This is a genomic window from Lysobacter sp. 22409 (assembly GCF_052045105.1).
GTDB lineage: Bacteria > Pseudomonadota > Gammaproteobacteria > Xanthomonadales > Xanthomonadaceae > Lysobacter > Lysobacter antibioticus_B.
In genome coordinates this window covers 60,037-81,825 of record NZ_JBQEOE010000009.1, presented here as the reverse complement: position 1 = coordinate 81,825, position 21,789 = coordinate 60,037, and the positions used below count along the sequence as shown (strand labels likewise).

General features: G+C 66.8%; 12 protein-coding genes and 1 pseudogene. 11 read left to right on the top strand and 2 right to left on the bottom strand.

The window, feature by feature from the left end:
* Nucleotides 1-74: 74 nt before the first annotated feature.
* The 8 genes and pseudogenes from ACTJJK_RS06930 to ACTJJK_RS06895 all read left to right on the top strand — a co-directional run.
* A pseudogene (locus tag ACTJJK_RS06930) lies at nt 75-425 on the top strand (BRCT domain-containing protein); the annotation flags it as partial.
* Nucleotides 422-1,408 (top strand): EF-P lysine aminoacylase EpmA, encoded by a 987-nt coding sequence (gene epmA, locus ACTJJK_RS06925; protein WP_440729842.1) that lies wholly within the window; start codon nt 422-424, stop codon nt 1,406-1,408. The pseudogene ACTJJK_RS06930 and the gene epmA, both read left to right, overlap by 4 nt.
* A gap of 116 nt (nt 1,409-1,524) precedes the next feature.
* Entirely contained in the window at nt 1,525-2,241 is a 717-nt protein-coding gene (locus ACTJJK_RS06920; protein WP_051884472.1) for a DUF3011 domain-containing protein, read from the top strand.
* A gap of 179 nt (nt 2,242-2,420) precedes the next feature.
* Nucleotides 2,421-3,197, top strand: a complete 777-nt coding sequence (locus ACTJJK_RS06915; RefSeq protein WP_235186192.1) for a DUF3011 domain-containing protein — start codon at nt 2,421-2,423, stop codon at nt 3,195-3,197.
* A 123-nt stretch (nt 3,198-3,320) separates the two neighbouring features.
* Entirely contained in the window at nt 3,321-4,379 is a 1,059-nt protein-coding gene (gene mtnA, locus ACTJJK_RS06910; protein ID WP_440729841.1) for an S-methyl-5-thioribose-1-phosphate isomerase, read from the top strand.
* A 530-nt stretch (nt 4,380-4,909) separates the two neighbouring features.
* Entirely contained in the window at nt 4,910-7,564 is a 2,655-nt protein-coding gene (gyrA, locus tag ACTJJK_RS06905) for a DNA gyrase subunit A (RefSeq protein WP_440729840.1), read from the top strand.
* A 205-nt stretch (nt 7,565-7,769) separates the two neighbouring features.
* Entirely contained in the window at nt 7,770-8,363 is a 594-nt protein-coding gene (locus tag ACTJJK_RS06900; protein ID WP_440729839.1) for a YceI family protein, read from the top strand.
* Nucleotides 8,364-8,760: 397 nt separating this feature from the next.
* Complete coding sequence (locus ACTJJK_RS06895) at nt 8,761-9,120, top strand: DUF1428 domain-containing protein (RefSeq protein WP_031370799.1); 360 nt, start codon at nt 8,761-8,763, stop codon at nt 9,118-9,120.
* Nucleotides 9,121-9,234: 114 nt separating this feature from the next.
* Here ACTJJK_RS06895 and ACTJJK_RS06890 read toward each other — a convergent pair whose 3' ends face one another.
* The gene (locus tag ACTJJK_RS06890) at nt 9,235-11,151 is read right to left on the bottom strand and encodes a M4 family metallopeptidase (RefSeq protein WP_235186193.1); all 1,917 of its coding nucleotides are present in this window, start codon (nt 11,149-11,151) and stop codon (nt 9,235-9,237) included.
* A gap of 899 nt (nt 11,152-12,050) precedes the next feature.
* Nucleotides 12,051-13,601: a M4 family metallopeptidase gene (locus tag ACTJJK_RS06885; protein WP_031370801.1), complete on the bottom strand. Its 1,551-nt coding sequence runs from the start codon at nt 13,599-13,601 to the stop codon at nt 12,051-12,053.
* Nucleotides 13,602-14,431: 830 nt separating this feature from the next.
* Here ACTJJK_RS06885 and ACTJJK_RS06880 point away from each other — a divergent pair.
* From ACTJJK_RS06880 to ACTJJK_RS06870, 3 genes are all read left to right on the top strand, one after another.
* Nucleotides 14,432-19,423, top strand: coding sequence for an alpha-2-macroglobulin family protein (locus ACTJJK_RS06880; protein ID WP_440729863.1), 4,992 nt, complete (start codon nt 14,432-14,434; stop codon nt 19,421-19,423).
* A 26-nt stretch (nt 19,424-19,449) separates the two neighbouring features.
* Nucleotides 19,450-20,484 (top strand): hypothetical protein, encoded by a 1,035-nt coding sequence (locus tag ACTJJK_RS06875; RefSeq protein WP_440729838.1) that lies wholly within the window; start codon nt 19,450-19,452, stop codon nt 20,482-20,484.
* Between the two features lie 106 nt (nt 20,485-20,590).
* Nucleotides 20,591-21,667 carry a hypothetical protein gene (locus tag ACTJJK_RS06870; protein WP_440729837.1) on the top strand — a complete coding sequence of 359 codons (1,077 nt, stop codon included), beginning with the start codon at nt 20,591-20,593 and terminating at the stop codon, nt 21,665-21,667.
* The last annotated feature ends 122 nt before the right edge of the window (nt 21,668-21,789 follow it).

Here is a 21,789-nt window from a genome sequence, read left to right as displayed (position 1 = left end):
AGCTGCGCGGTGCGCCGGAGCACGCCTACATCACCGCCGGCTTGCCGGCCGACAGTGCGCAGGCGCTGACGACGTGGTTGAACGTGGACGAGAACGCGCGCTTGCTGACCCGCGTCGGCGAGGCGCTGGAGCGACTGGATGCGCTGACGCCGGCCGCCTCGGCCACCGCGAGCGGCCCGCTCGACGGCCAGACCGCAGTGTTGACCGGCAGCCTGACCGCGCTGACCCGCGACGAGGCCAAGCTGCGTCTGGAAGCCCTCGGCGCCAAAGTGGCCGGCAGCGTGTCGAAGAAGACCAACTTCGTCGTCGCTGGCGAAGCCGCCGGTTCCAAGCTCGACAAGGCGCAGGAACTCGGCGTCGAGATCTGGGACGAAGCCAAGTTGCTGGCATTCCTGGCCGAGCACGAGCCGGCCGAGCACGAATGAGCCCGGATCAAGACTGGCAACCGTCGGCCTCGTTCGAGTCGCTGCGCCTGCGCGCGCGGCTCAATGCGACGATCCGCGCCTTCTTCGCCGACCGCGAGGTCGTCGAGGTCGAAACCCCGGTGTTGTCGGTCGCCGGCAACACCGATCCGAACATCGCCTCGTTCTCGTTGCAGTTCAGCGGCCGCACCGACGGTGCGCCGCGCACGCGCTGGCTGCGCACTTCGCCGGAGTTTCCGCTCAAGCGTCTGCTCGCGGCCGGCTTCGGCGATTGCTACGAACTCGGCCGGGTGTTCCGCGACGGCGAGGCCGGCGGCCGCCACAACCCCGAGTTCAGCATGCTCGAGTGGTATCGGCTCGGCTGGGATCATCGCCGCCTGATCGACGAAACCGCAGCCCTGGTGCGCACGGCCCTGGGCCTGGTCGGGCGCGACGCCGGTCTGCGCTCGATCACCTATCGCGAGTTGTACCGCCAGCGCCTCGGCCTCGATCCTTTCACCGCCGGCGACGAGGTCCTGCGCGCAGCGCTCGGCGAGGTGGTCATCGATCCCGAGGGCTTGAACCGCGACGATTGGCTCGACCTGTTGATGACCCATCGCCTGCAGCCGACCTTCGCCGCCGACGGCCTGCTGGCCGTGCACGATTACCCGGCCTCGCAATGTGCCTTGGCGCGCTTGCGCGACGACGGCGACGGTTGGCCGGTGGCCGAACGCTTCGAGCTTTATCTCGGCCCCCTGGAACTGGCCAACGGCTACCACGAGCTTGCCGATTCGGCCGAACAGGGCGCTCGTTTCGATCGCGACCGCGCGCTGCGCGCCGAGCGCGGCGTGCCGGCGCCGCCGCGCGACGAGGCCTTGCTGGCCGCGCTCGGCAGCGGTTTCCCGGCCTGCGCCGGCGTCGCCCTCGGCGTCGACCGCCTGCTTATGGCGATGCTCGGCACGGGCCGCATCGCCGATGTGCTGAGCTTCGATTTCACGCGCGCGTGACCGCGATGAACCCCGCATGCGGCAGCGAACGGTAACTGCCGCGTTTTGATTGCAGTTTCATCGATCGCGGTTAGAGTGATCGGGTCGGGTGCGGGGGGACGTGCATGCGTGGTGTGATGATCGCGATCCAATGGCTGGCCTTCGCCGGTTTGGCGTGCACGCAGGCTCGCGCAGAGCCGGTGGGCGAGCGCCTGTACGGTGGGCGCCTGTTGCGCTGCGCTTCCAGCGGCGAGGAAGTCGTGCGCTGTCCGGCCGACACCCGCGAAGGCGTGCGCCTGGTCCATCGCACCTCCGGCAAGCCTTGCGTCGAGGGCACGAGCTGGGGCGCCGACCGCGGCGGTGTGTGGGTGTCGCAGGGCTGTGCGGCGGATTTCGTGCTCGGCAAGGGCGGCAGCGGCCGCGACAGCACCACCGGTGCGCGGGTGATCAAATGCGAGTCGCGCGGTGGCCGTTGGAACCATTGCCCGGCCAAGATCGGCGAGGGCGTGGTGCTGGCCCAGCAACTCTCCAAACAACCTTGCTTGCGCAACCAAAGCTGGGGCGCCGACAAGCAGGGCGTCTGGGTGTCGGGCGGTTGCCGCGCCGAATTCCGTCTGCTCGGTGTCGAGGAACCGGCCGCGCAGGCGCGCAAACCTTTGCTGCGTTGCGAATCGCAGGACCGGCGCGCCCGCCGTTGCGATGGCGAAACCGGCCTGGGCGTGCGCATGGTCAAGCAGTTGTCCAAGACCGAATGCATCGAAGGGCGCAGTTGGGGCTACGACGCGCACGGGGTCTGGGTCGAGGATGGCTGCCGTGCCGACTTCGAGCTCGACTATCGCCGCAACGGCGGATGATCCGCAGGCGTGCGACGGCCCGCAGTTTGCCGATCGAGGTGCGACGCTGCACTGCAACAACGGCGCAAACTAAGCGACTCATGAACGTTTTTGGCTCTCCGCCACGAAGGGCGAAAATCTTGAGCTGGCGTTAAGCGGGTTCAGATAGAGTCCTTGGCACATTGACAAGGAGCATGAACATGTCCGCACGCATTCTTTCCGGTTTGAGTTTGATGGTCGGCCTCGGCATGGCCGCCGGCGCCGCACAGGCCGTGCCGCAATACGACGATTACGGCTACAACAACGTGATCCGTTGCGAATCCAACGACAACCGCGAGCGTCGTTGCGACGCCGATACCCGAGGCGGCGTGCAGCTCAGCCGACAGTTGTCCAAGTCTTCGTGCAGCCAGGGACGCAGTTGGGGTTACGATCGCTCGGGCATCTGGGTCCGCGAAGGCTGCCGCGCCGAGTTCACCCTGGGCCGCGGCGGCGGTTGGAATGACGGCGGCGGCGGCTGGAACGGCGGTGGCGGCGGCAGCGGCGAAGTCGTGCGCTGCGATTCCAACGACAACCGCCCGCGCACCTGCCGCATCGACGGCAATCGCGCACGTCTGCAACGCCAGATTTCGAGCTCGCCGTGCATCGAGGGCCGCAGCTGGGGCTCGCGCCCCGGTGAGGTCTGGGTGAGCGATGGTTGCCGCGCCGAATTCGTCGCCTCGCGCGGCGGTGGCGGTGGCTGGAATGGCGGTGGCGGCGGCTGGAATGGCGGCGGTGGCGGTTGGGGCGGTGGCGGCCAGGAAGTCAGCTGCGAGTCGCGCAACAATCGCCAGAACCGCTGCAACATGTCGATTCGCCGCGACGCGCGCCTGATCAAGCAGAACTCCGGTTCGCCGTGCATCGAAGGCCAGACCTGGGGTTGGGACCGCAACGGCGTGTGGGTCGCCGGCGGCTGCCGTGGCGTGTTCCGGGTCAACTGATCGCGATACCTGCATCGTCCGCATGCAACGACGCCCCCGGCCGCAAAGCCGGGGGCGTCGTCGTTTCGGCGCCCGCCTCCGCGCCGTTTCGGGGCCGACACGCGCATCCGTTAAACTGCGCGCATGAACGACGCCATCGATTTCGACCGCTACGACCGCATCCGCCCGATCCGTTGGACCGGAGACGCCCTCGAACTGCTCGACCAGCGCAAGCTGCCTTTCGCCGTGGAATACGTGCGCTGCGACGACAGCGACGCAGTCGCCGCGGCGATCCATGCCCTGACCGTGCGAGGCGCCCCGGCGATCGGCATCGCCGCGGCCTGGGGCGTGGTCCTGGCCGCGCGCGAGGTCCAGGCCGGTAGCGGCGTCGAAGCCTTGGCGGCGATCGAGCCGGCCCTGCAGCGCCTCAATGCGGCGCGCCCGACCGCGGTCAACCTGGCTTGGGCCCTGGCGCGGATGCGCCGGGTGTTGGCCGGCGCCGGCGGCGATTGGCGCGAGGTCCTGACGCGCGAGGCACAGGCGATCGCCGATGAGGACCTGGCCGCGAACCGGCGCATGGGCGCGCTCGGCGCGGCCCTGATCGAGCCCGGCAGCGGCGTGCTGACCCATTGCAACACCGGCTCGCTCGCGACCGCCGGCTTCGGCACCGCGCTCGGCGTCATCCGCGCCGGCGTCGCCCAGGGCCGCATCGATGCGGTGTTCGCCGGCGAGACCCGGCCCTGGCTGCAGGGCGCGCGCTTGACGGTGTGGGAGCTCGAACAGGACGGCATCGCGCCGACCCTGATCGCCGACTCGGCGGCCTCGCACTTGATGAAGACCGGCAAGGTGCGCTGGGTCATCGTCGGCGCCGACCGCATCTGCGCCAACGGCGACACCGCCAACAAGATCGGCACCTACCAGCTGGCCATCGCCGCGCGCCATCACGGCGTGCGCTTCATGGTCGCCGCGCCGTCGTCGACGGTCGACATGGACACCTTGTCGGGCGATGCGATCGAAATCGAAGAACGCGACCCGGGCGAGCTGTTCGCGGTCGGCGGTACGCGCACCGCGGCCGAGCGGGTGGGCGCCTGGAACCCGGTGTTCGATGTGACCCCGCACGAGCTGATCGACGCCATCGTCACCGAGCGCGGCGTGATCGAACGCCCCGACGAGGCAGCAATGCGGGCGGCGTTCGGCGGCTGAGCCGGCGCTTCGGCGGCCGGTCCCGGCTTCTGCGGGCCGTCCGCGAGCCGGGCAGGGCCGCTGCGCGGTGCGCGTGCACAGCGCTTGCTGGCGGCCGTCCAGGGCGCTGGCCTGGCTTCGGCGCGAGCTTGGTCGACTCCCGCTGGCATCGACCGCCGTGCCGGCCGTCTTTCCGAGTTGGCCGTCTTTCCGAGCTGGCGCGGGCCGGGTTCGCCGGCTGCCTCGCAGACCCGTTTCGCGGCTTGCGCGCGTGCCTTTGCGGCCGCCGGCAAACCGCCTTGGCCTAGCGTATAGCGAGAACCCCGCGACGGATGCTGCAGCGCAGCTGAAAATCACATCCAAGTGATTGTTTCTGCGTGGGAATCAGGCCCCTGTGAAACCGCGTTTCGTGGTATGATTTCAAGTCACTTTTACGCCGCCCCGAGCGAGCTGCAGGACAGGCCCGCTGGGACCCTGTTGGCGGCATTCCGACTGGAATGCCGGTGCCGTTCGTCCGGGGCGTCCGAATCACCGCACGCAACGGAACCCTGATGGCCGAACTCGCCAAGGAAATCATCCAGGTCAATCTCGAAGACGAGATGCGCCGCAGCTATCTCGATTACGCCATGAGCGTGATCGTCGGGCGCGCGCTTCCCGACGTTCGAGACGGCCTCAAGCCTGTGCACCGCCGCGTCCTCTACGCCATGAGCGAACTGGGCGCTCACAGCAACAAGCCGCATTTCAAGTCGGCGCGTATCGTCGGTGACGTGATCGGTAAGTACCACCCGCACGGCGATCAGTCGGTCTACGACACGCTGGTGCGCATGGCCCAGCCGTTCTCGCTGCGCTACATGCTGGTCGACGGCCAGGGCAACTTCGGTTCGGTCGACGGCGACTCCGCCGCGGCGATGCGTTACACCGAGTCGCGCATGGCCAAGCTCACCCACGAGCTGATGGCCGACATCGACAAGGAAACCGTCGATTTCCAGCCCAACTACGACGAGAAAGAGCTCGAACCCACGGTCATGCCGACCCGGGTGCCGAACCTGCTCATCAACGGCTCGGCCGGTATCGCCGTGGGCATGGCGACCAACATCCCGCCGCACAACCTGTCGGAAGTGATCGAGGCGACCATCGCCCTGATCAACGATCCGGAGCTGGACGTCGATGCGCTGATGGAATACATCCCGGGGCCGGATTTCCCGACCGCGGGCATCATCAACGGCACCGCCGGCATCATCAACGCCTACCGCACCGGTCGCGGCCGCGTGCGCATGCGCGCGCGCGCCGAGATCGAGGTCAACGAGAGTACCGGCCGCGAGGCGATCGCGGTCACCGAGATCCCGTATCAGGTCAACAAGGCCCGCCTGATCGAGAAGATCGCCGAGCTGGTCAAGGAAAAAAGGCTCGAAGGCATCAGCGAGCTGCGCGACGAGTCCGACAAGGACGGCATGCGCATCTTCATCGAGGTCAAGCGCGGCGAATCGGCCGAAGTGGTGCTCAACAACCTCTATCAGCAGACGCAGATGGAGTCGGTGTTCGGCATCAACATGGTGGCGCTGGTCGACGGCCGCCCGCAGTTGCTGAACCTCAAGCAGATCATCGAAGCCTTCATCCGTCATCGCCGCGAAGTGGTGACCCGCCGCACCATCTTCGAGCTGCGCAAGGCGCGCCAGCGCGCGCACATCCTCGAAGGCCTGACGGTCGCGCTCGCCAACATCGACGAGATGATCGAGCTGATCAAGACCTCGGCGAACCCGAACGAAGCGCGCGAGCGCATGCTCGAGAAGACCTGGGAGCCGGGCCTGGTCGGCGCGTTGCTCGGCGCCGCCGGCGCCGAAGACTCGCGTCCGGAAGACCTGGCGGCCAATGTCGGCCTGGTCGACGGCCGTTATCAGCTGACCGAAGTCCAGGCCACCCAGATCCTGGAAATGCGCCTGCACCGCCTGACCGGCCTGGAGCAGGAAAAGCTCACCGAGGAATACCGGCAACTGCTGGAGGCCATCCGCGGCCTGATCGAGATCCTCGAGAATCCCGACGTGCTGCTGGAAGTCATCCGCACCGAACTGCGCAACCTCAAGGAAGAATTCGGCGACGCGCGCCGCAGCGAAATCCGCGCCAGCGAAGAGGATCTCGACATCCTCGACCTGATCGCGCCGGAAGACGTGGTCGTGACCCTGTCGCATTCGGGCTACGCCAAGCGCCAGCCGGTCAGCGCCTATCGCGCGCAGAAGCGCGGCGGCAAGGGACGCAATGCGGCCTCGACCAAGGACGAGGATTTCATCGACAAGCTGTGGTTGGTCAACACCCACGACACCTTGCTGACCTTCACCAGCGCCGGCCGGGTGTTCTGGCTGTCCGTGCACCAGCTGCCGGATGCCGGCCCGAATGCGCGCGGCCGTCCGATCATCAACTGGCTGGCGCTGGAAGCCGGCGAGCAGGTGCAGGCGGTGCTGCCGGTGCGCGCCTACGACGACGATCACTTCGTGTTCTTCGCCACCCGCAACGGTACGGTCAAGAAGACCCCGCTGAGCGAGTTCGCCTTCCGCCTGGCGCGCGGCAAGATCGCGATCAACCTCGACGACGGCGACGCCCTGGTCGATGTGGCCCTGACCGACGGTCAGCGCGACGTGATGCTGTTCGCGAGCAACGGCAAGGCCGTGCGCTTCTCCGAGAGCTCGGTGCGCGCGATGGGCCGCACCGCGACCGGCGTGCGCGGCATTCGCCTGGCCGAAGGCGAAGAGGGCGAGGGCAACAATGCCTTCGTCGTCAGCATGGTGGTGATCGACGGCGACGGCGACATCCTGACCGCCAGCCAGCGCGGTTTCGGCAAGCGCACCGCGGTCGAGGAATATCCGTGCAAGGGGCGCGGCACCCAGGGCGTGATCGCGCTGAAGACCACGGACCGCAACGGCGCCCTGGTCGGTGCGATCCAGCTCAGCGACCACCACGAAGTGCTGATGATCTCCGACGGCGGCACCCTGGTGCGCACGCGCGCCGACGGCATTTCGCAGGTCGGCCGCAACACCCAGGGCGTAACCCTGATGCGCTTGGCCGAGAACGAAAACCTGCAGACCATCGAACGCCTCGACGCATCGTTGGACGATGCCGAAGAGAGCGGCGAGACCGAGCTGCCGGCAGTGCCGGGCGGTGCGATCGAAGCCGCTGCGGCCGCGGATGCGCAGGAGCCTTCGCCGGAAGCGTGATGTCGGTGGTTTAGCCGTCCGGGAAAAACGCCGCCTTCGGGCGGCGTTTTTTTGCGCGTGCATCGGGATGAACAGGCGCCGGCTGACGCAGAGATGACGCCGGCATGACGGGTTTGAGCGCGAGCGCTCAGTTCGGGCGCTCGCGGTTGCGGCGTGCGAACCGGCGGTGCTAGTTTGCCGGCACCTTCCGCCTCGGATTTCCGCGATGAACACAGTCACCCGTTCGGCTCTGGCTACGTTGGCGCTGTTGGCCGGTTCGTCCCTCGCAGGCGGTGCCGAGGCGGCGCCGGTCGCCTACAAGATCGATCCCTCCCACACCTATCCGAGTTTCGAGGCCGATCACATGGGCGTGTCGGTGTGGCGCGGCAAGTTCAACAAGTCCGAAGGCACCGTCGTGCTCGACAAGAAGGCCGGCAGCGGTACGGTCGAGGTCGTCGTCGACACGAAGAGCATCGACTTCGGCCTGGATGCGATGAACGAACATGCCAACAAGTCGGAGCTGTTCGATACGGGGAAGTTTCCGACCGCGACCTACAAGGGCAAGTTCGTCGATTTCGTGGATGGCGCGCCGACCCGGGTCGACGGCGAGCTGACCCTGCACGGCGTGACCAAGCCGTTGAGCCTGAAGATCGCCAAGTTCAAGTGCATGCCGCATCCGATGCTCAAGCGCGAGCTGTGCGGCGCCGACGCCAGCGCGAGCTTCCAGCGCGACCAGTTCGGCATGTCTGCCGGCAAGGACTACGGTTTCAGCATGAACGTGGATCTGCGCATCCAGGTCGAGGCGATCGCCGCCGAATAAACAGCGAGCCGCCGGGCGAGCCTCGGCAGGCCTATGACGCAACGTGCCGCCTTCGAGGCGGCGCGTCTGTTTTCAGCCGTGTCCGCCCGATGATCGCCGCGCGGTCCGCGCCAGGGGCCACGGCAAGCCGCAGCGGCATTGCCAAGCCGGTGCACTGGTCCAGCGCCCGGCTCCACGCAATGATCACGCTGCGTTTCCAGTGGCTGGGTTACTTCTGCGCGGGCCCGTCATTGCAGGCGCGGCTATCGTTGCATCCCGCGCAGCGTCGCCGTCGGTCCGCCATAGCCACGATCAGAGGGCTGGCGCGCGCGTCCGGATGCAGCTTCCGAGTGGAACCGGGTCGTAATCGGACTTGGTTCGCCGCTGAAACCGGGGACCGTCCCCGCTAGGAGGAGGTATGAGTTACGTCGATGGTTTCGTGTTGGCGGTACCTAAGAAGAACCTCGCCGCTTATCGCCGGCTCGCGAGCAAGGCCGGCAAGATCTGGATGGAATTCGGCGCCTTGCAGTACGTGGAATCGGTCGCCGACGACGTCAAGCCGGGAAAATCCACCTCGTTCCCGCAAGCGGTGAAACTCAAGCCGGACGAGGTCGTGGTGTTTTCCTGGATCGTGTACAAGTCGCGCGCGCAGCGCGACCGCATCAACAAGAAGGTCATGGCCGACCCGCGCCTGGCCGACATGATGGACCCGAAGGCCTTGCCTTTCGACGGCAAGCGAATGATCTTCGGCGGCTTCAAGTACTTGCTGTCCTACTGAACCCGCAAGCGTTCGCCGGCCATCCGCGGCAAGCGCGCAGAACAGAAAACCCCGGCCGAAACCGGGGTTTTCCTTGTCCTCAACCGGACGTGTTCGTTACCGGAGCGATCCGGATCAGAACGTGATGCTCCAGGTGTCGATACGGCCGACGTCCGCATTGGCGTTGTCGTTCACGCGCAGCTTCCAGGTACCGTTGAGCGGTTCGCTGGAGAGGTTGAAGGTGAAGGTGCCGCTGAGGTTGTCGGCGCTGCCGCCGGCGCGGTTGCTGATGTTGTACAGCGAGCCATCCGGAGCCACCAGGTCGACCTTCAGGTCGCCGCGGTAGGTGTGGATGATGTTGACCGACACCGAAGCGTTGGTCGGGGCATTGCCGGTACGGCCGGACACGGTGATCGGGCTGTCGACGGTGGAGTTGTCGTTGATCGTGTAGTCGGTGCCGTTGGTGTACGTCGTGCCTGGACCCGGGCCCGGGCCGCCGGGGCAGTCGACGCCGACGGTCAGGAACGCGGCCGAAACGTCGGCGACGGCATAGCCCAGATCCGTGGCGGCCTTCTCGACGCCGCAAGCGCCGTTGTTGAAGTCGGTGCTCGGGGTCCAGTAGTCCTTGTTCGCCTTGGCGAAGGCCTTGAACGCCTTCGGCGTATCCCAGCCGGCCTTGGTGGCGAGCAGGTAGAACGCCTTGTTGTACACGCCGGACGAGTAGTGCACGTCCATGCCCGAGGTGTAGTTGCTGGCGTGACCGATCGAACGGCCGTCCTGCGGCGGGTTGGCCATGTAACGCAGCGCGCCGGTGCCCTTGAAGATCTGCGCACCGACCAGGAAGTCGTTGCTGCCGTTCATGAAGAACTCGGCGGCTTCGCCGGCGATGTCGGAATAGGCTTCGTTGATGCCGCCGGACTGACCCGAGTAGACCAGGCCCGACTGCTGTTCGGTGAAGCCGTGCGAGACTTCGTGCGCCGACACGTCCAGGCTCACCAGCGGATAGAACGTGGTGCGGCCGTCGCCGAAGGTCATGGCCGAGCCGTCCCAGAACGCGTTCTCGTAGCTGTTGCTGTAGTGCACGCGCATGCTCAGCTGGAACGTCAGCGGCGGGGTGCCGACGTAGCTGTTGTACATGTCGAACACCACCTTGCCGAAGTAGTGAGCGTCGTTCAGCGGCGAGAACGCGCCGTTGATCGCCTTCACCGTGTTGCGCGGGCAGGTGAACGAGTACGCCGTGCTGCCGCTGGTACCGTGATTGAGGTTCACGGTCTTCACGTTGGCGTTGTTCATCGTGCAGGTGCTGCCGCTCTGCGTGACGTCGTTGAAGCCGAAGTTGGTGCCGTATTCGTACTGGCCCGTCTTCTGGTTGCCGCCGGGGCCGGTGCCGACCAGGGCGTGGTTCAGGCCTTCCCACTGCTTCAGGACCTTGCCGCTGTTGGCGTCGACGATCACGAACGGACGCGTCGGCTCGCCGCCCTGGGCGGCATCGGCGAAGTAGTTGACGACATAGGCCATGTGGGCGCGGCCGTTGTCGTCGATGTAGATCATCTGACGGCTGCTTTCGTTGCGCGTCTGCAGTGCGCCGACGCGCTTGCCGAGGCCGGCGCTCTTGGCCACGCTCAGGGCCTGGGCCTGGCTCAGCTTGGGTGCGCTGGCCGGCAGTTCGGCGGCGAGGCCTTCGACCGAACGGCCGAACAGGCTACGCACGTTGCCGCTGGCGTCTTCGCTGACGACGACGTGTTCGCCGAAGATCGGCACGCCGCGGAAGCTCTGCTGGTAGCGATAGTTGCGGGTGCCGTTGTCGTCCTGGCTGCTCTTGAGCACGCTCAGGCTGGAGTTGGAATCCAGCGCGATCAGCTCGGCATGGCGGACGTTGGCCTTGGCGGCGGCACCGGACTTGGCGACGGCGGCCTGGTACTGCTTGTTGAGCTGAGCGACGTCCTTCTGGTGCAGGTCGACGCGCTGAGCGGCGCCTGCTGCCCCCGAGATGAGTGCGAACGACATGGCGATGGACAGGGCATGCAGGGTCGGTGATACGTTGCGATTCACTGGTATTACCCCCGAAACGAGTGTGGATGATGGCCGCGGGCGCGGCCGGCTCATTGCTCGTGCATCCGTTCCCCCGTAGCCCGACGCCCCAGCCACCGATGCGATGTGGTTTCGGCGAGTGGGTGGGCAAGCTCCGTGCGGATACCGCGCCGACGTGCGGCGCGGCGGTGGGACGCTATGGGCGGGTCAAAAATGACGTCAAACCGGGCTACGGAAGTCACACGCCGAATGCGACCTGTGCATGGGCACCGGCAAAATGATTTCTTCTGAAAGTGTTCTGCCGCCTCACTTACGGCGATTCGCGCCGCGAACGGGCTCACGAAAACGTCCGTAATAATGTTTCACTTATGTTGCTGCAATGCAGCAGGGTATTGCGGACCGGGTAGGGCGGATGCGGCCTATTTGCGTTGGATTAATGTGACCGTGGTCGTCCGCGGGCGGGGAATCGTGGCGCAGTGCGCACCGCGATGAGTACCTGCGTAGGCGTCGAAATGCGCAGTTCGTTGCCGGATCGATTATGTCCATTACCCGCTGTGATCCTTGCACGCGTGGTTCTGCAAGCTCCATAGCAGTATTCGATCATTATGTTTGCTCATAAGGCGATGCGGTTTTCCGGAAACCGGAACGGTGCCGCAAATCGGCGCCGGCCTGCGGCCGCAGATCGAAGAGCGCAGGCGGGGTGCATGCCGCGATCCGGCCCGGGAACCTGCCCGGCACCGCGCCTCAAGACCGAACCGGCAAAGAAAACCCCGGCCATGGCCGGGGTTTTCGATGCTTCGTCTTGTTTCCGACGCGCCGGATGAGCGCTCGCCGCAGCAGGGCGCCGGGAAACCCGGTCTTGCGTTGCGGCGGTGCCGATCGTCCGGCCCGTGTCGCGACGTGGGGTCGGCGGCGACGATTTACTGCGCGGTCACGCCCACCTGGGCGAATGCGTCGACCACGTCGGCGGCGTTGAAGCCCAGGTCGGTCGCGGCCTGCCTGACTCCGACGCCGCCCTGGTTGAAGTTGGTGCTCGGCGTCCAGTAATCCTTATTGGCCTTGGCGAAGGCCTTGAACGCTTTGACCGTACCCCAGTTCGGCTTGTTGGCCAGCAGGTAGAAGGCCTTGTTGAACACGCCCGACGAGTAATGCACGTCCAGACCGCTGGTGTAATCGCGGGCATGGCCGATGGAGCGGCCGTCCTGCGGCGGATTGGCGAAATAGCGCAGCGCGCGGCCGCTGGCCTTGAAGATGTCGGCGCCGACCAGGAAGTCGTTGCGGCCGCGCAGATAGAACTCGGCCGCCTCACCGGCGATATCGGAGAAGGACTCGTTGATGCCGCCGGATTGGCCGGAGTAGATCAAGCCCGACTGCTGCTCGGTGAAGCCGTGCGAGGCTTCGTGCGCGACCACGTCGAGCGAGACCAGCGGATGGAAGGTGGTGCGGCCGTCGCCGAAGGTCAGCGTGCGGCCGTCCCAGAACGCGTTCTCGTAGTTGTTGCTGTAATGCACGCGCAGGCTCAGCTGGAAGGTCAGCGGCGACACGCCGACGTAGGCCTGGTAAGTGTCGAACACGACCTTGCCGAAGTAATGGGCGTCGTTGAGCGGCGAGTAGGCGCCGTTGATGGTCTTGACCGTGTTGCGCGGGCCGGTATACGAGTAAGCGGTGGAGCCGCTGGTGCCGTGGTTGAGGTTCACGGTCTTTACGTTCGGCGTGCTGAAGGTATAGCGGCTGCCGCTGCGGGTCACGTCGATGAAGCCGCGGCCGCTGCTGCCGTACTCGTACTGGCCGATCTTCTGGTTGCCGCCGGGGCCGGTGCCGATCTCCGCGTGGTTCAGGCCTTCCCACTGCTTGAGCACCTTGCCGCTGCGGGCGTCGATGATCGCGAACGGACGGCTAGGCTCGCCGCCGCTGGGGGCATCGGCGAAGTAATCGACTACGTAGGCCAGGTGAGCGCGGTCGGCGTCGTCGAGATAGATCACCTTGCGGCTGTTCTCGTTGCTGACGCGTTGGCTCGCCGCGCGCTTGCCGAGCGTGGCGCCCTTGGCCAGGCTGATGGCCTGGGCGGCACCGAGCTTGGCATCGAGGGCGGGCAGGTCGGCGGCCAGGCCGGCGACCGAGCGGCCGAACAGGGCCCGCACGTTGCCCTGGGCGTCTTCGCGCACCACCACGTGCTCGCCGAACACCGGAATGCCGCGGAAGTTCTGTTGGTAGCGGTGGTTGATCGAGCCGTCGGCATCCTGGCTGCTCTTGAGCGGGCTCAGGGTCGAGTCGGCGTCGAGCGCGATCACCTCGGCGTGGCGCACGTTGGCCTTGCCAGCGGCCCCGGACTTGGCGGTCGCGAGCCGGTATTGCTGATTGAGCTTGGCGACGTCCACGCTGTGCAGATCCACGCGTTGGGCGGCACCGGCGGCGCCGGTGGCGAGAACGAGCGAAACGGCGAAGGACAATACCGATACGTTACGGTTCATTGGATAACCCCCGAGATTGATTGATTAAGTGACGGCCGCGCCAGCGGCCGCTTGCAAGGTGTTCGCCTCCGCCTCCGATCGCCGTCGAATACCCCTTTGGAACGGGGTTTTTCTGTCGGCGATGGCGGCGGCTGCATTCGCCGCGCGCATCAGTCGTGCGGCGGAATCGACGCTAGGGAGGCATTGACGGCATCGTCAAATCGGAGCCTCGCGAACGCCGGACGCGACGCCATTCTATTTACCCGGCATGTCCGGGAATTAGGCTGAAAGCCTTGTCTGTAGAGGGTTTCGCTATTTTCCTGAAACGCTACCGAATATTATCTTGGTGATATTGATAGAGGATCCATGTTGCACTGCAGCATGAATTGTCGACGCAAATTATGTGATTTCGTTTTTATTATGTGATCGCGATTGGGTTATGCGAGGAATCCGCGCAGGGCGGCAGGTCTTCCCGACGACCATGGCCACTGCTAAATCGCGTTCGGTCCGCTCAGTCAATCCTGCAATGTGATAGTTGCAAGTTGGATTGTGTGATGTGTCCGAGGATATGGAGAGATAATCTCGGCCATAACCTTTCGTCATGGTCGGGGGTATATGGCGGAAACCGGAGCTTCGCCACAGATCGACGCGCGACTCGGGCGACGACCGCGACGTCCGCGACGTCCGCGACGTCCGCCGAACGCGCCCGGCGGACGAATGACGAGTGGCTTGCCGGTTGGGTTCACATCGGCCGTGTGTCCGCGTCATGCATCCATGACATAGAGCACAACGATTACCGCTTGCGTGCGCTGGCTCTATACTCCGTCGCAGTTTCCCGAGAGATACGCATGATGCGCGCCACACCCTTGGACGGACCCACGAGTAAGACCCCTCTCTCGAACCTCGCGCCACGACGCGACCGGTGCCGCTTCGGCGGCCTGGCCCGTGCCGCGGCGGCCTTGCTGATCGCGGCCACGGTGTTGGTCGCCGGCTGCAAGCGCGACACCAGCGGACAATTGCCGGAGATCACCGGCGAAGCGATCCAGGCCAAGCGCGATGCGATCAAGGGCTTCGCCCTGGTGGCGGCCTATCCCGATCAGAAAGGCAGCGACGAGCTCGCCATCGCCCTCGAATTCAGCCAGCCCCTGGTGGGCACCCAGAGCTTCGACGAGCTGCTGGCGGTCGCCGACAAGAACGGCGCGGCGGTGCAGGGCAGTTGGGTGCTCGACGAGGGCGGCAAGATCCTGCGCTTCCCGCACGTCGAAGCCGGCAAGGACTACGTGGTCACCATCAAGGCCGGGCTGACCGCCGCGGCCGGCGACCGCATCGGCCAGCAAATCAGCAAGCCGGTCCACACCGGTCCGCTCGATCCGGTGGTCGGTTTCGCCTCGCAAGGCAGTGTGTTGCCGGCGCGCGACAGCCGCGGCCTGCCGGTGGTGTCGATCAACGTGCCCGAAGTCGACGTCGAGTTCCTGCGGGTCAAGGAAAAGGAACTGCCGAAGTTCTTCTCCGAGTACCAGCGCGGCGGCCGCCGCGGCAGCTGGGACCTGGAACGCGACTGGGACGACAAGAAGCCGCTCTCCAAGCTGGCCGAGCCGGTCTACGTCAATCGCTTCGTGCTCGGCGGCAAGCCCAACGAGCGCGTGCTGACTTACCTGCCTTTGCAGGACATCAAGGAACTGCAGGAGCCGGGTCTGTACTTCGCGGTGATGAAGCGCGCCGGCCAGTTCAAGGACGAGTTCGAGACCGCGTTCTTCACCGTCAGCGACCTCGGCCTGCATGCGCGCGCCTACAAGGACAAGCTGTTCGTGCACGTGGCCTCGCTGGAGGCCGGCGAAGCGGTCAGCGGCGTCGAATTGAAGGTGCTCAACGCCGAAGGCGAGCCGGTGCTGAAGGGCGAGACCGACAGCAACGGCAACGCCATGCTCGGCTACAAGCTCGATGCCGGCCATGTGCTGATCGCCCAACGCGGCAGCGACGTGTCGATGCTGCCGTTCAACCAGCCGGCGCTCGACCTGTCGGAATTCGCCGTCGCCGGCCGCGAACAGGCCTGGTTCGACGTGTTCGCCTGGTCGGGCCGCGACCTGTACCGCCCCGGCGAAACCGTGCGCCTGTCGGCGCTGCTGCGCGACCAGGACGGTAAGCCGGTCGACAGCAAGGGCAAGGCGCTGCAGCCGCTGTTCCTGCGTTACGTGCAGCCGGACGGCAAGACCTTCCTGGAAACCCGCCTGCAGCCCGACGCGCAGGGCTATGTGCGGCATGCGCAGCTGATTCCCGCCGACGCCGCCACCGGTCGTTGGCGCGTCGAATTCCGTACCGACCCGAGCAGCAAGGAAGCGGTGCAGGGCATGACCCTGCGCATCGAGGAATTCCTGCCCGAGCGCCTGAAACTCGAACTCGATGCGCCGGCCGTGCTCAAGCCCGGTCTGCCGTTCAAGCTCGGCGTCGATGCCGCCTATCTGTACGGTGCGCCCGCCGCGGGCAACCGTTTCACCGCCAAGCTCGCGGTGATGATCGAGCAGCATCCGCTGGAGCAGTTGCCGGGCTATTTCTTCGGCGACCCCACCATCACCCTGCCGAAGGAAGCCAAGGACGTCGTCGACACCAGCCTGGGCGCCGACGGCAAGTTGCAGCAGGACATCGCCTTGCCCGACGAGGCCAAGCCGGTCAGCACCATCGCCGCGATCGTCACCGGCAGCGTCTACGAGACCGGCGGCCGCAGCGTCAACCGCAGCCTCAAGCGCGTGCTGTGGCCGGCCGATGCGCTGGTCGGCGTGCGCCCCTTGTTCGACGACAAGGACGGCACCGACGCCGACAGCAACGCCGGCTTCGAGATCGCCCGCGTCGGCAGCGACGGCAAGCCGCGCCCGGCCACCGGCCTGCGCGTGACCCTGATCCGCGAGCACCGCGACTATCACTGGAACTACGGCGACGAAGGCGGTTGGGACTACGACTTCACCCGCCGCTACGAAGACATCGAAGTGCGCAACGTCGACGTCGGCGCCGCGCCGGTCAAGCTGAACTTCCCGGTCAAGTGGGGCGAGTACCGGGTCGACGTCTACGACCCGGCGACCAAGCTGACCACGCGCTATCCGTTCCGCGCCGGCTGGAGCTGGGACGACCAGAACCGCGGCCTCGACGCGCGTCCCGACAAGGTCAAGCTCGCGCTCGACAAGACCGCCTACAACGCCGGCGACACGCTTGAAGTCACCCTGACCCCGCCGCACGCGGGCCCGGGCCTGTTGATGGTCGAGAGCGACCGCATGCTGTACGTGCAGTCGATCGATGCCAAGGCCGGCAGCAAGTTCAAGATCCCGGTCACCGCCGACTGGGAGCGCCACGACGTCTACGTGACCGCCCTGGTGTTCCGCGGCGGCAGCGCGCCGAGCAAGATCACCCCGGCGCGCGCGGTCGGCGTGGCCCACGTCAAGATGGACCGGCGCGAGCGCAAGGTCGCGGTCGGCCTCAACGTGCCCAAGCTGATGCGTCCCGAGCAGGATCTGCCGGTCATCGTCAGCGCGCCGCAGCTGGCCGGCAAAGAGGCCTATGTGACCGTGTCCGCGGTCGACCTGGGCATCATCAACATCACCCGCTTCCCGGTGCCGGACGCGGCCGCGCATTTCTTCGCCCAGCGTCGTCTCGGCGTCGACGGCTACGACGTCTACGGACGGGTCATCGAAAGTTACGAAGGCGAGACCGCCAAGATCCGCTTCGGCGGCGACATGGCCTTGCAGGCGTTGCCGCAGGCGCGGCGCCCGACCGCGCGCGTGCAGACCGTCGATCTGTTCGCCGGTCCGGTCAAGCTCGACGCCCAGGGCATCGCCCGGATCAAGCTGGCGGTGCCGGACTTCAACGGCACCCTGCGCGTGTCGGCCCTGGTCTATGCCGGCGGCAGCTACGGCAACCGCGACGCCGAAACTGTGGTGCGCGCGCCGGTGCTCGCCGAAGCCAGCACGCCGCGCGTGCTCGCGCCCGGCGACAAGAGCAACGTCACCCTGGACGTGCAGAACTTCACCGGCAAGCCGGGCGAGTTCGAGGTGCGCGTGGAAGGCATCGGCCCGCTCGGCCTGTCCGACGGCCAGCACAAGCTCTCGCTCGGCGTCGAAGCCAAGCGGACCCTGACCTTCCCGATCGTCGCGCGCGAGGGCTATACGACCGCGCAGGTGCGGGTGCGGGTGGACGGCAACGGCTACAAGGTCGACCGCCGCTACGACGTGCCGGTGCGCCCGGCCTGGCCGTCGGTGCTGCGTTCGCGCACGCGCGTGCTCGACGAGCTCGGCACGGTCCAGCTCGGCGCCGATTTCGCCGACGGGCTGATGCCCGATTCGGTCAACGCGCGCATGGTGATCAGCGCCTTGCCGCCGATCCCGTTCGCCAGCGCCTTGCAGGGCGCACTGGAATACCCGTACGGCTGCGCCGAGCAGACCACGAGCAAGGGCTATGCCGCGCTCGAACTCGACGACGCCACCGCCAAGATGCTCGGCGCCAAGGGCCTGGACGCCAAGCAGCGGCGCGCGCGCATGGAAGGCGCGTTCGGCCGTCTGGCGGCGATGCAGATCGGCTCGGGTCACTTCTCGATGTGGGGCGACGGCGACTACGTCAATCCGGCGATCACCCCGTACGTGGTCGAGTTCCTGCTCGACGCGCGCGACGGCGGCTTCGCCGTGCCCGAGGCGATGCTGCAGAAGGCGCTGAAGGTGCTCAACGAGGATCTGCTCTCGGGCAATGCTTCGTTCTACGGCTACGACCGCCGCGAACACCTCAAGTTCGCCTATCAGGCCCATGCCGGCTACGTGCTCGCACGGGTCAACCGTGCGCCGCTGGGCACCTTGCGCGCGCTCTACGACAACGACCGCAAGCAGAGCCTGACCGGCCTGCCGCTGGTCCACCTCGGTCTGGCCTTGTCGCTGCAGGGCGACAAGGGCCGCGGCGCCAAGGCGATCAAGGAAGGTTTCGCGCGCGATCCGGCCGACCGTCCCGAGTACCTCGGCGACTACGGCAGCCGCTTGCGCGACGACGCCTTGATGATCGCCCTGGTGCACGAGCACAAGCTGTCCAAGCCCGAGTACGAGGCGCGCGTGGTCGGCATGGGCCGCGAGCTCGATGCGCGCCGCAACAGCGGCTGGCTGTGGCTCAGCACCCAGGAGCAGGTCGCCCTGGCGCGGCTCGGCAAGGCCTTGATGGCCGACCAGAGCAAGCAGATCTCCGGCCGCTGGACGGTTGGCGACAGCGCCTCGGACGCCGACCCGGCCAAGCTGATCGGCCGCGTGTTCGACTACGCCGCGCTGGCCCGCGGGGTCAGTTTCAGCCCGAGCGGCCAACCGCCGTTGTACGCCAGCATGGAAATCGCCGGCGTGCCGCGCACCGCGCCGGCCGCGGACAGCTCGATGATCGAAGTCGGGCGCAAGTACTACACGACCGAAGGCAAGGAATGGTCGGGCGGCGGCCTGGTCGAAGGCGAGGCGCTGATCGTGCAGGTCACCATCAAGGCCCGGCGTGCGATGCCGGATGCGTTGCTCACCGACCTGTTGCCGGCCGGTCTGGAGATCGAGAACTTCAACCTCGGCGACGCCAAGCAGTGGGCCGGTGTCGTGGTCGACGGGATCGAGATTTCCGAACGCAGCAGCGCCGCCGAAGTCCGCCACGAAGAGTTCCGCGACGACCGCTACATCGCCGCGCTGAAGCTCGAGCAGAACCAGACCGCGCGGGTGTTCTATCTGGTGCGTGCGGTCACGCCCGGCACGTATACGGTGCCGCCGTCGCTGGTCGAGGACATGTACCGTCCCGATCTGCGTGGCGTCGGCCGGGCCTCGCCGGCCTCGCTGACGGTGCGTCAGCCTTGATCCGGAGCAGGGCGGCGGGAAGCGCGGTGCTTTCCGCCGCGCTGGCCTCGCTGCTGGCGGCCTGTACGCTGCCGGCAGCGCCGGCAGCGCCGGCAGCGCCGGCGGCGTCGGATCCAGCGCCGCAGGCGACCGCCGATGCCACCGCGGTCGCCGTGGCCGAGGCTGTGGCCAGCCTGGCCCAGCCTGTCGTCGAAGCGCCGGCCCCGGCCCATCCCTTGCAGATCGCCGCCGAGGCGTTGATGCGCAAGGACACGCCGCAATTCGACCGCTACTACGCCGACTACGCGATCGGCGACCTCGATCGCGACGGTCGCGACGACATCGCGGTCGAGTACGGCATCGGCGAAGAGGGGGCGATGCGCCATGTCGCCAATCACGTGCGCATGCTGATGGCGCGCGAAGGCGGGCTGCAGTTGGTGCCCGACGAGGGCGAGAATCTGTTCGGCTATTGCGCGGCTCTGCGCGGCGTCGTCGACGGCGTGCTGCGGGTCGATGAGCTGGAAGCCTGCATGGTGCCGTTCCCGAAGGCCATCGCGCATCACCGTTACGAATGGTCGGGGCAGGGCTTGCGCGAGCTCGATGAGGAATCGCCCGAGCAACGCATCCTGTCGCAGTTGGCCGAAATCGAAACCGCATTGCGCGAACAACGCGACGAGGTGCTGATCCGGCATCTGCGCGAGCACCCCTTGTCGATCCGCCCCGGTGCGGCGCCGGCGCCGGCCGTGCAGGGCATCGACCGCTCTTTGTTCGTCGATGCGCCGCGGCGCGAGGCTTTCGCCACGGCGGTCGAGCGCTTGCGCAAGGCGGGGTTGCAGTCGCTCGGCAGCGACGAATGGCAGGCCACGGTGCGTGGCCGCGACGCCAACAGCAGCGGCGAGTATCGGTTGCAGATCGATCTGAGCCCGGACCAGGGCCTGATCGAGACCGACGACGCCAGCTACCTGGTCGATGCCGAGGTCATGCTGGAATGGCCGCAGCGCGACGGCAGCCATTACCACGCCAATTTCCGTCTGATCGAAGGCGAGCTGTACCTGCTCGACCACAATTCCGATGAAGTCTGACGCCTGAAATCCGACGCGCGCGACCGACGCCCGGTCGCGCCGCAACACTGGTACCGCCCGAGGTCCGGCCCGAGGCCGCGACCGCCACCCCACGCAAGGAGCGAACATGCGCAAGATCGCAGCACTGTCCCTGATGCTCGGCCTGGCCGCCTGCCAGTCGGGCACCGACGCCGCGCCGGCCGATGCGGCCGCGCCAAAAGATGCATCCGTCGCAGCCCCGGCGGCGTCCGCGCCGGCTGCCACCGCCGAAGCGCAAAAAGCCACCGCCGAGCGCGCCTTCGCGGCCTTGCGCAAGCTCGACCCCGGCTTCGAACGGCTGGGCTTCGAACACCTGGTCGGCGATCTCGACCGCGACGGCCACGAGGATGTCGTGGTCTTGTTCGGCCAGGGCACGCCCGATGCGACCATGGCCGCGTCGAAGAAACTCGTGGTGCTGATGAGCCGCGGCCAGGACTTCCAGGCGCTGCCGCAAGCCGGCATGCCGGAGTTCTGCCCGGAGCTCGACAAGATCTCGACCGGCCGCCTGTATCTGCGCGCGATTGACATCTGTTCGGCGGCGCGGCCCAAGACCACCGACTATTACGTCTATGCCTGGAACGGCCAGACCGTCGCCCAGGCCGAACACCAGAGCCGCCAGCAGCGCGTCCTGTCCGAGCTCGCCGAACTGGGCCGGGCCTTCCGCACGCGCGACAAGAACATCGTGCTCGGCCGCATGAACTTCCCGCTCGAGGCCATCGGCCTGCCGATCTACGAGACCGAGCTGGAAAAAGTCGCCAAGGCCGCCGGCGGCAAGATCGATCGCGCCATGGCCGAAAAGCATTACGCCGATCTGTTTCCCGATTCGCGCGCCGATACCTATGCCGAGACCATCGAGCAGGTGATCGGGCAGACCTTCGCGAGCGAGCCGGACGGTACCCTGGTGGCGAGCCGTTCGCAGCAACGCGGCAAGAGCGAAGAAACGTATTCGATCAGCATCCAGCCCGATCCGGACGCCGACCGCGAGGAGGGCAACGACGAGCTCATCGACGCCCAGGTCTCGGTGATCGCGGCGGTCGCCGAGGAGGTCGAGGTGAACGACGGCGAAGGCGGCAAGAGCGTCGAACGCCAGGAGGGCGCCGAAAGCCTGATCCTGCATCTCATCGATGGACGCCTGCGCCTGGCCGCGTTCAACGTCGCAGGCTGAGCGCCTGCCGCCGTGCGCCGCTGCCTCCTCGGCAACGGCGCGCCGCGCTGACGTAAGCTGATCATGGTCTTTGCCGGTCGTAACGTGTCCACCCTGTCCACCGAAACCTCAGTTCCGCCCCG

Coding starts and splice junctions, on each gene's coding strand:
- epmA (WP_440729842.1), top strand. CDS start 422: ATGAGCCCGGATCAAGACTGGCAACCGTCGGCCTCGTTCGAGTCGCTG.
- ACTJJK_RS06920 (WP_051884472.1), top strand. CDS start 1,525: ATGATCGCGATCCAATGGCTGGCCTTCGCCGGTTTGGCGTGCACGCAG.
- ACTJJK_RS06915 (WP_235186192.1), top strand. CDS start 2,421: ATGTCCGCACGCATTCTTTCCGGTTTGAGTTTGATGGTCGGCCTCGGC.
- mtnA (WP_440729841.1), top strand. CDS start 3,321: ATGAACGACGCCATCGATTTCGACCGCTACGACCGCATCCGCCCGATC.
- gyrA (WP_440729840.1), top strand. CDS start 4,910: ATGGCCGAACTCGCCAAGGAAATCATCCAGGTCAATCTCGAAGACGAG.
- ACTJJK_RS06900 (WP_440729839.1), top strand. CDS start 7,770: ATGAACACAGTCACCCGTTCGGCTCTGGCTACGTTGGCGCTGTTGGCC.
- ACTJJK_RS06895 (WP_031370799.1), top strand. CDS start 8,761: ATGAGTTACGTCGATGGTTTCGTGTTGGCGGTACCTAAGAAGAACCTC.
- ACTJJK_RS06885 (WP_031370801.1), bottom strand. CDS start 13,601: ATGAACCGTAACGTATCGGTATTGTCCTTCGCCGTTTCGCTCGTTCTC.
- ACTJJK_RS06880 (WP_440729863.1), top strand. CDS start 14,432: ATGCGCGCCACACCCTTGGACGGACCCACGAGTAAGACCCCTCTCTCG.
- ACTJJK_RS06870 (WP_440729837.1), top strand. CDS start 20,591: ATGCGCAAGATCGCAGCACTGTCCCTGATGCTCGGCCTGGCCGCCTGC.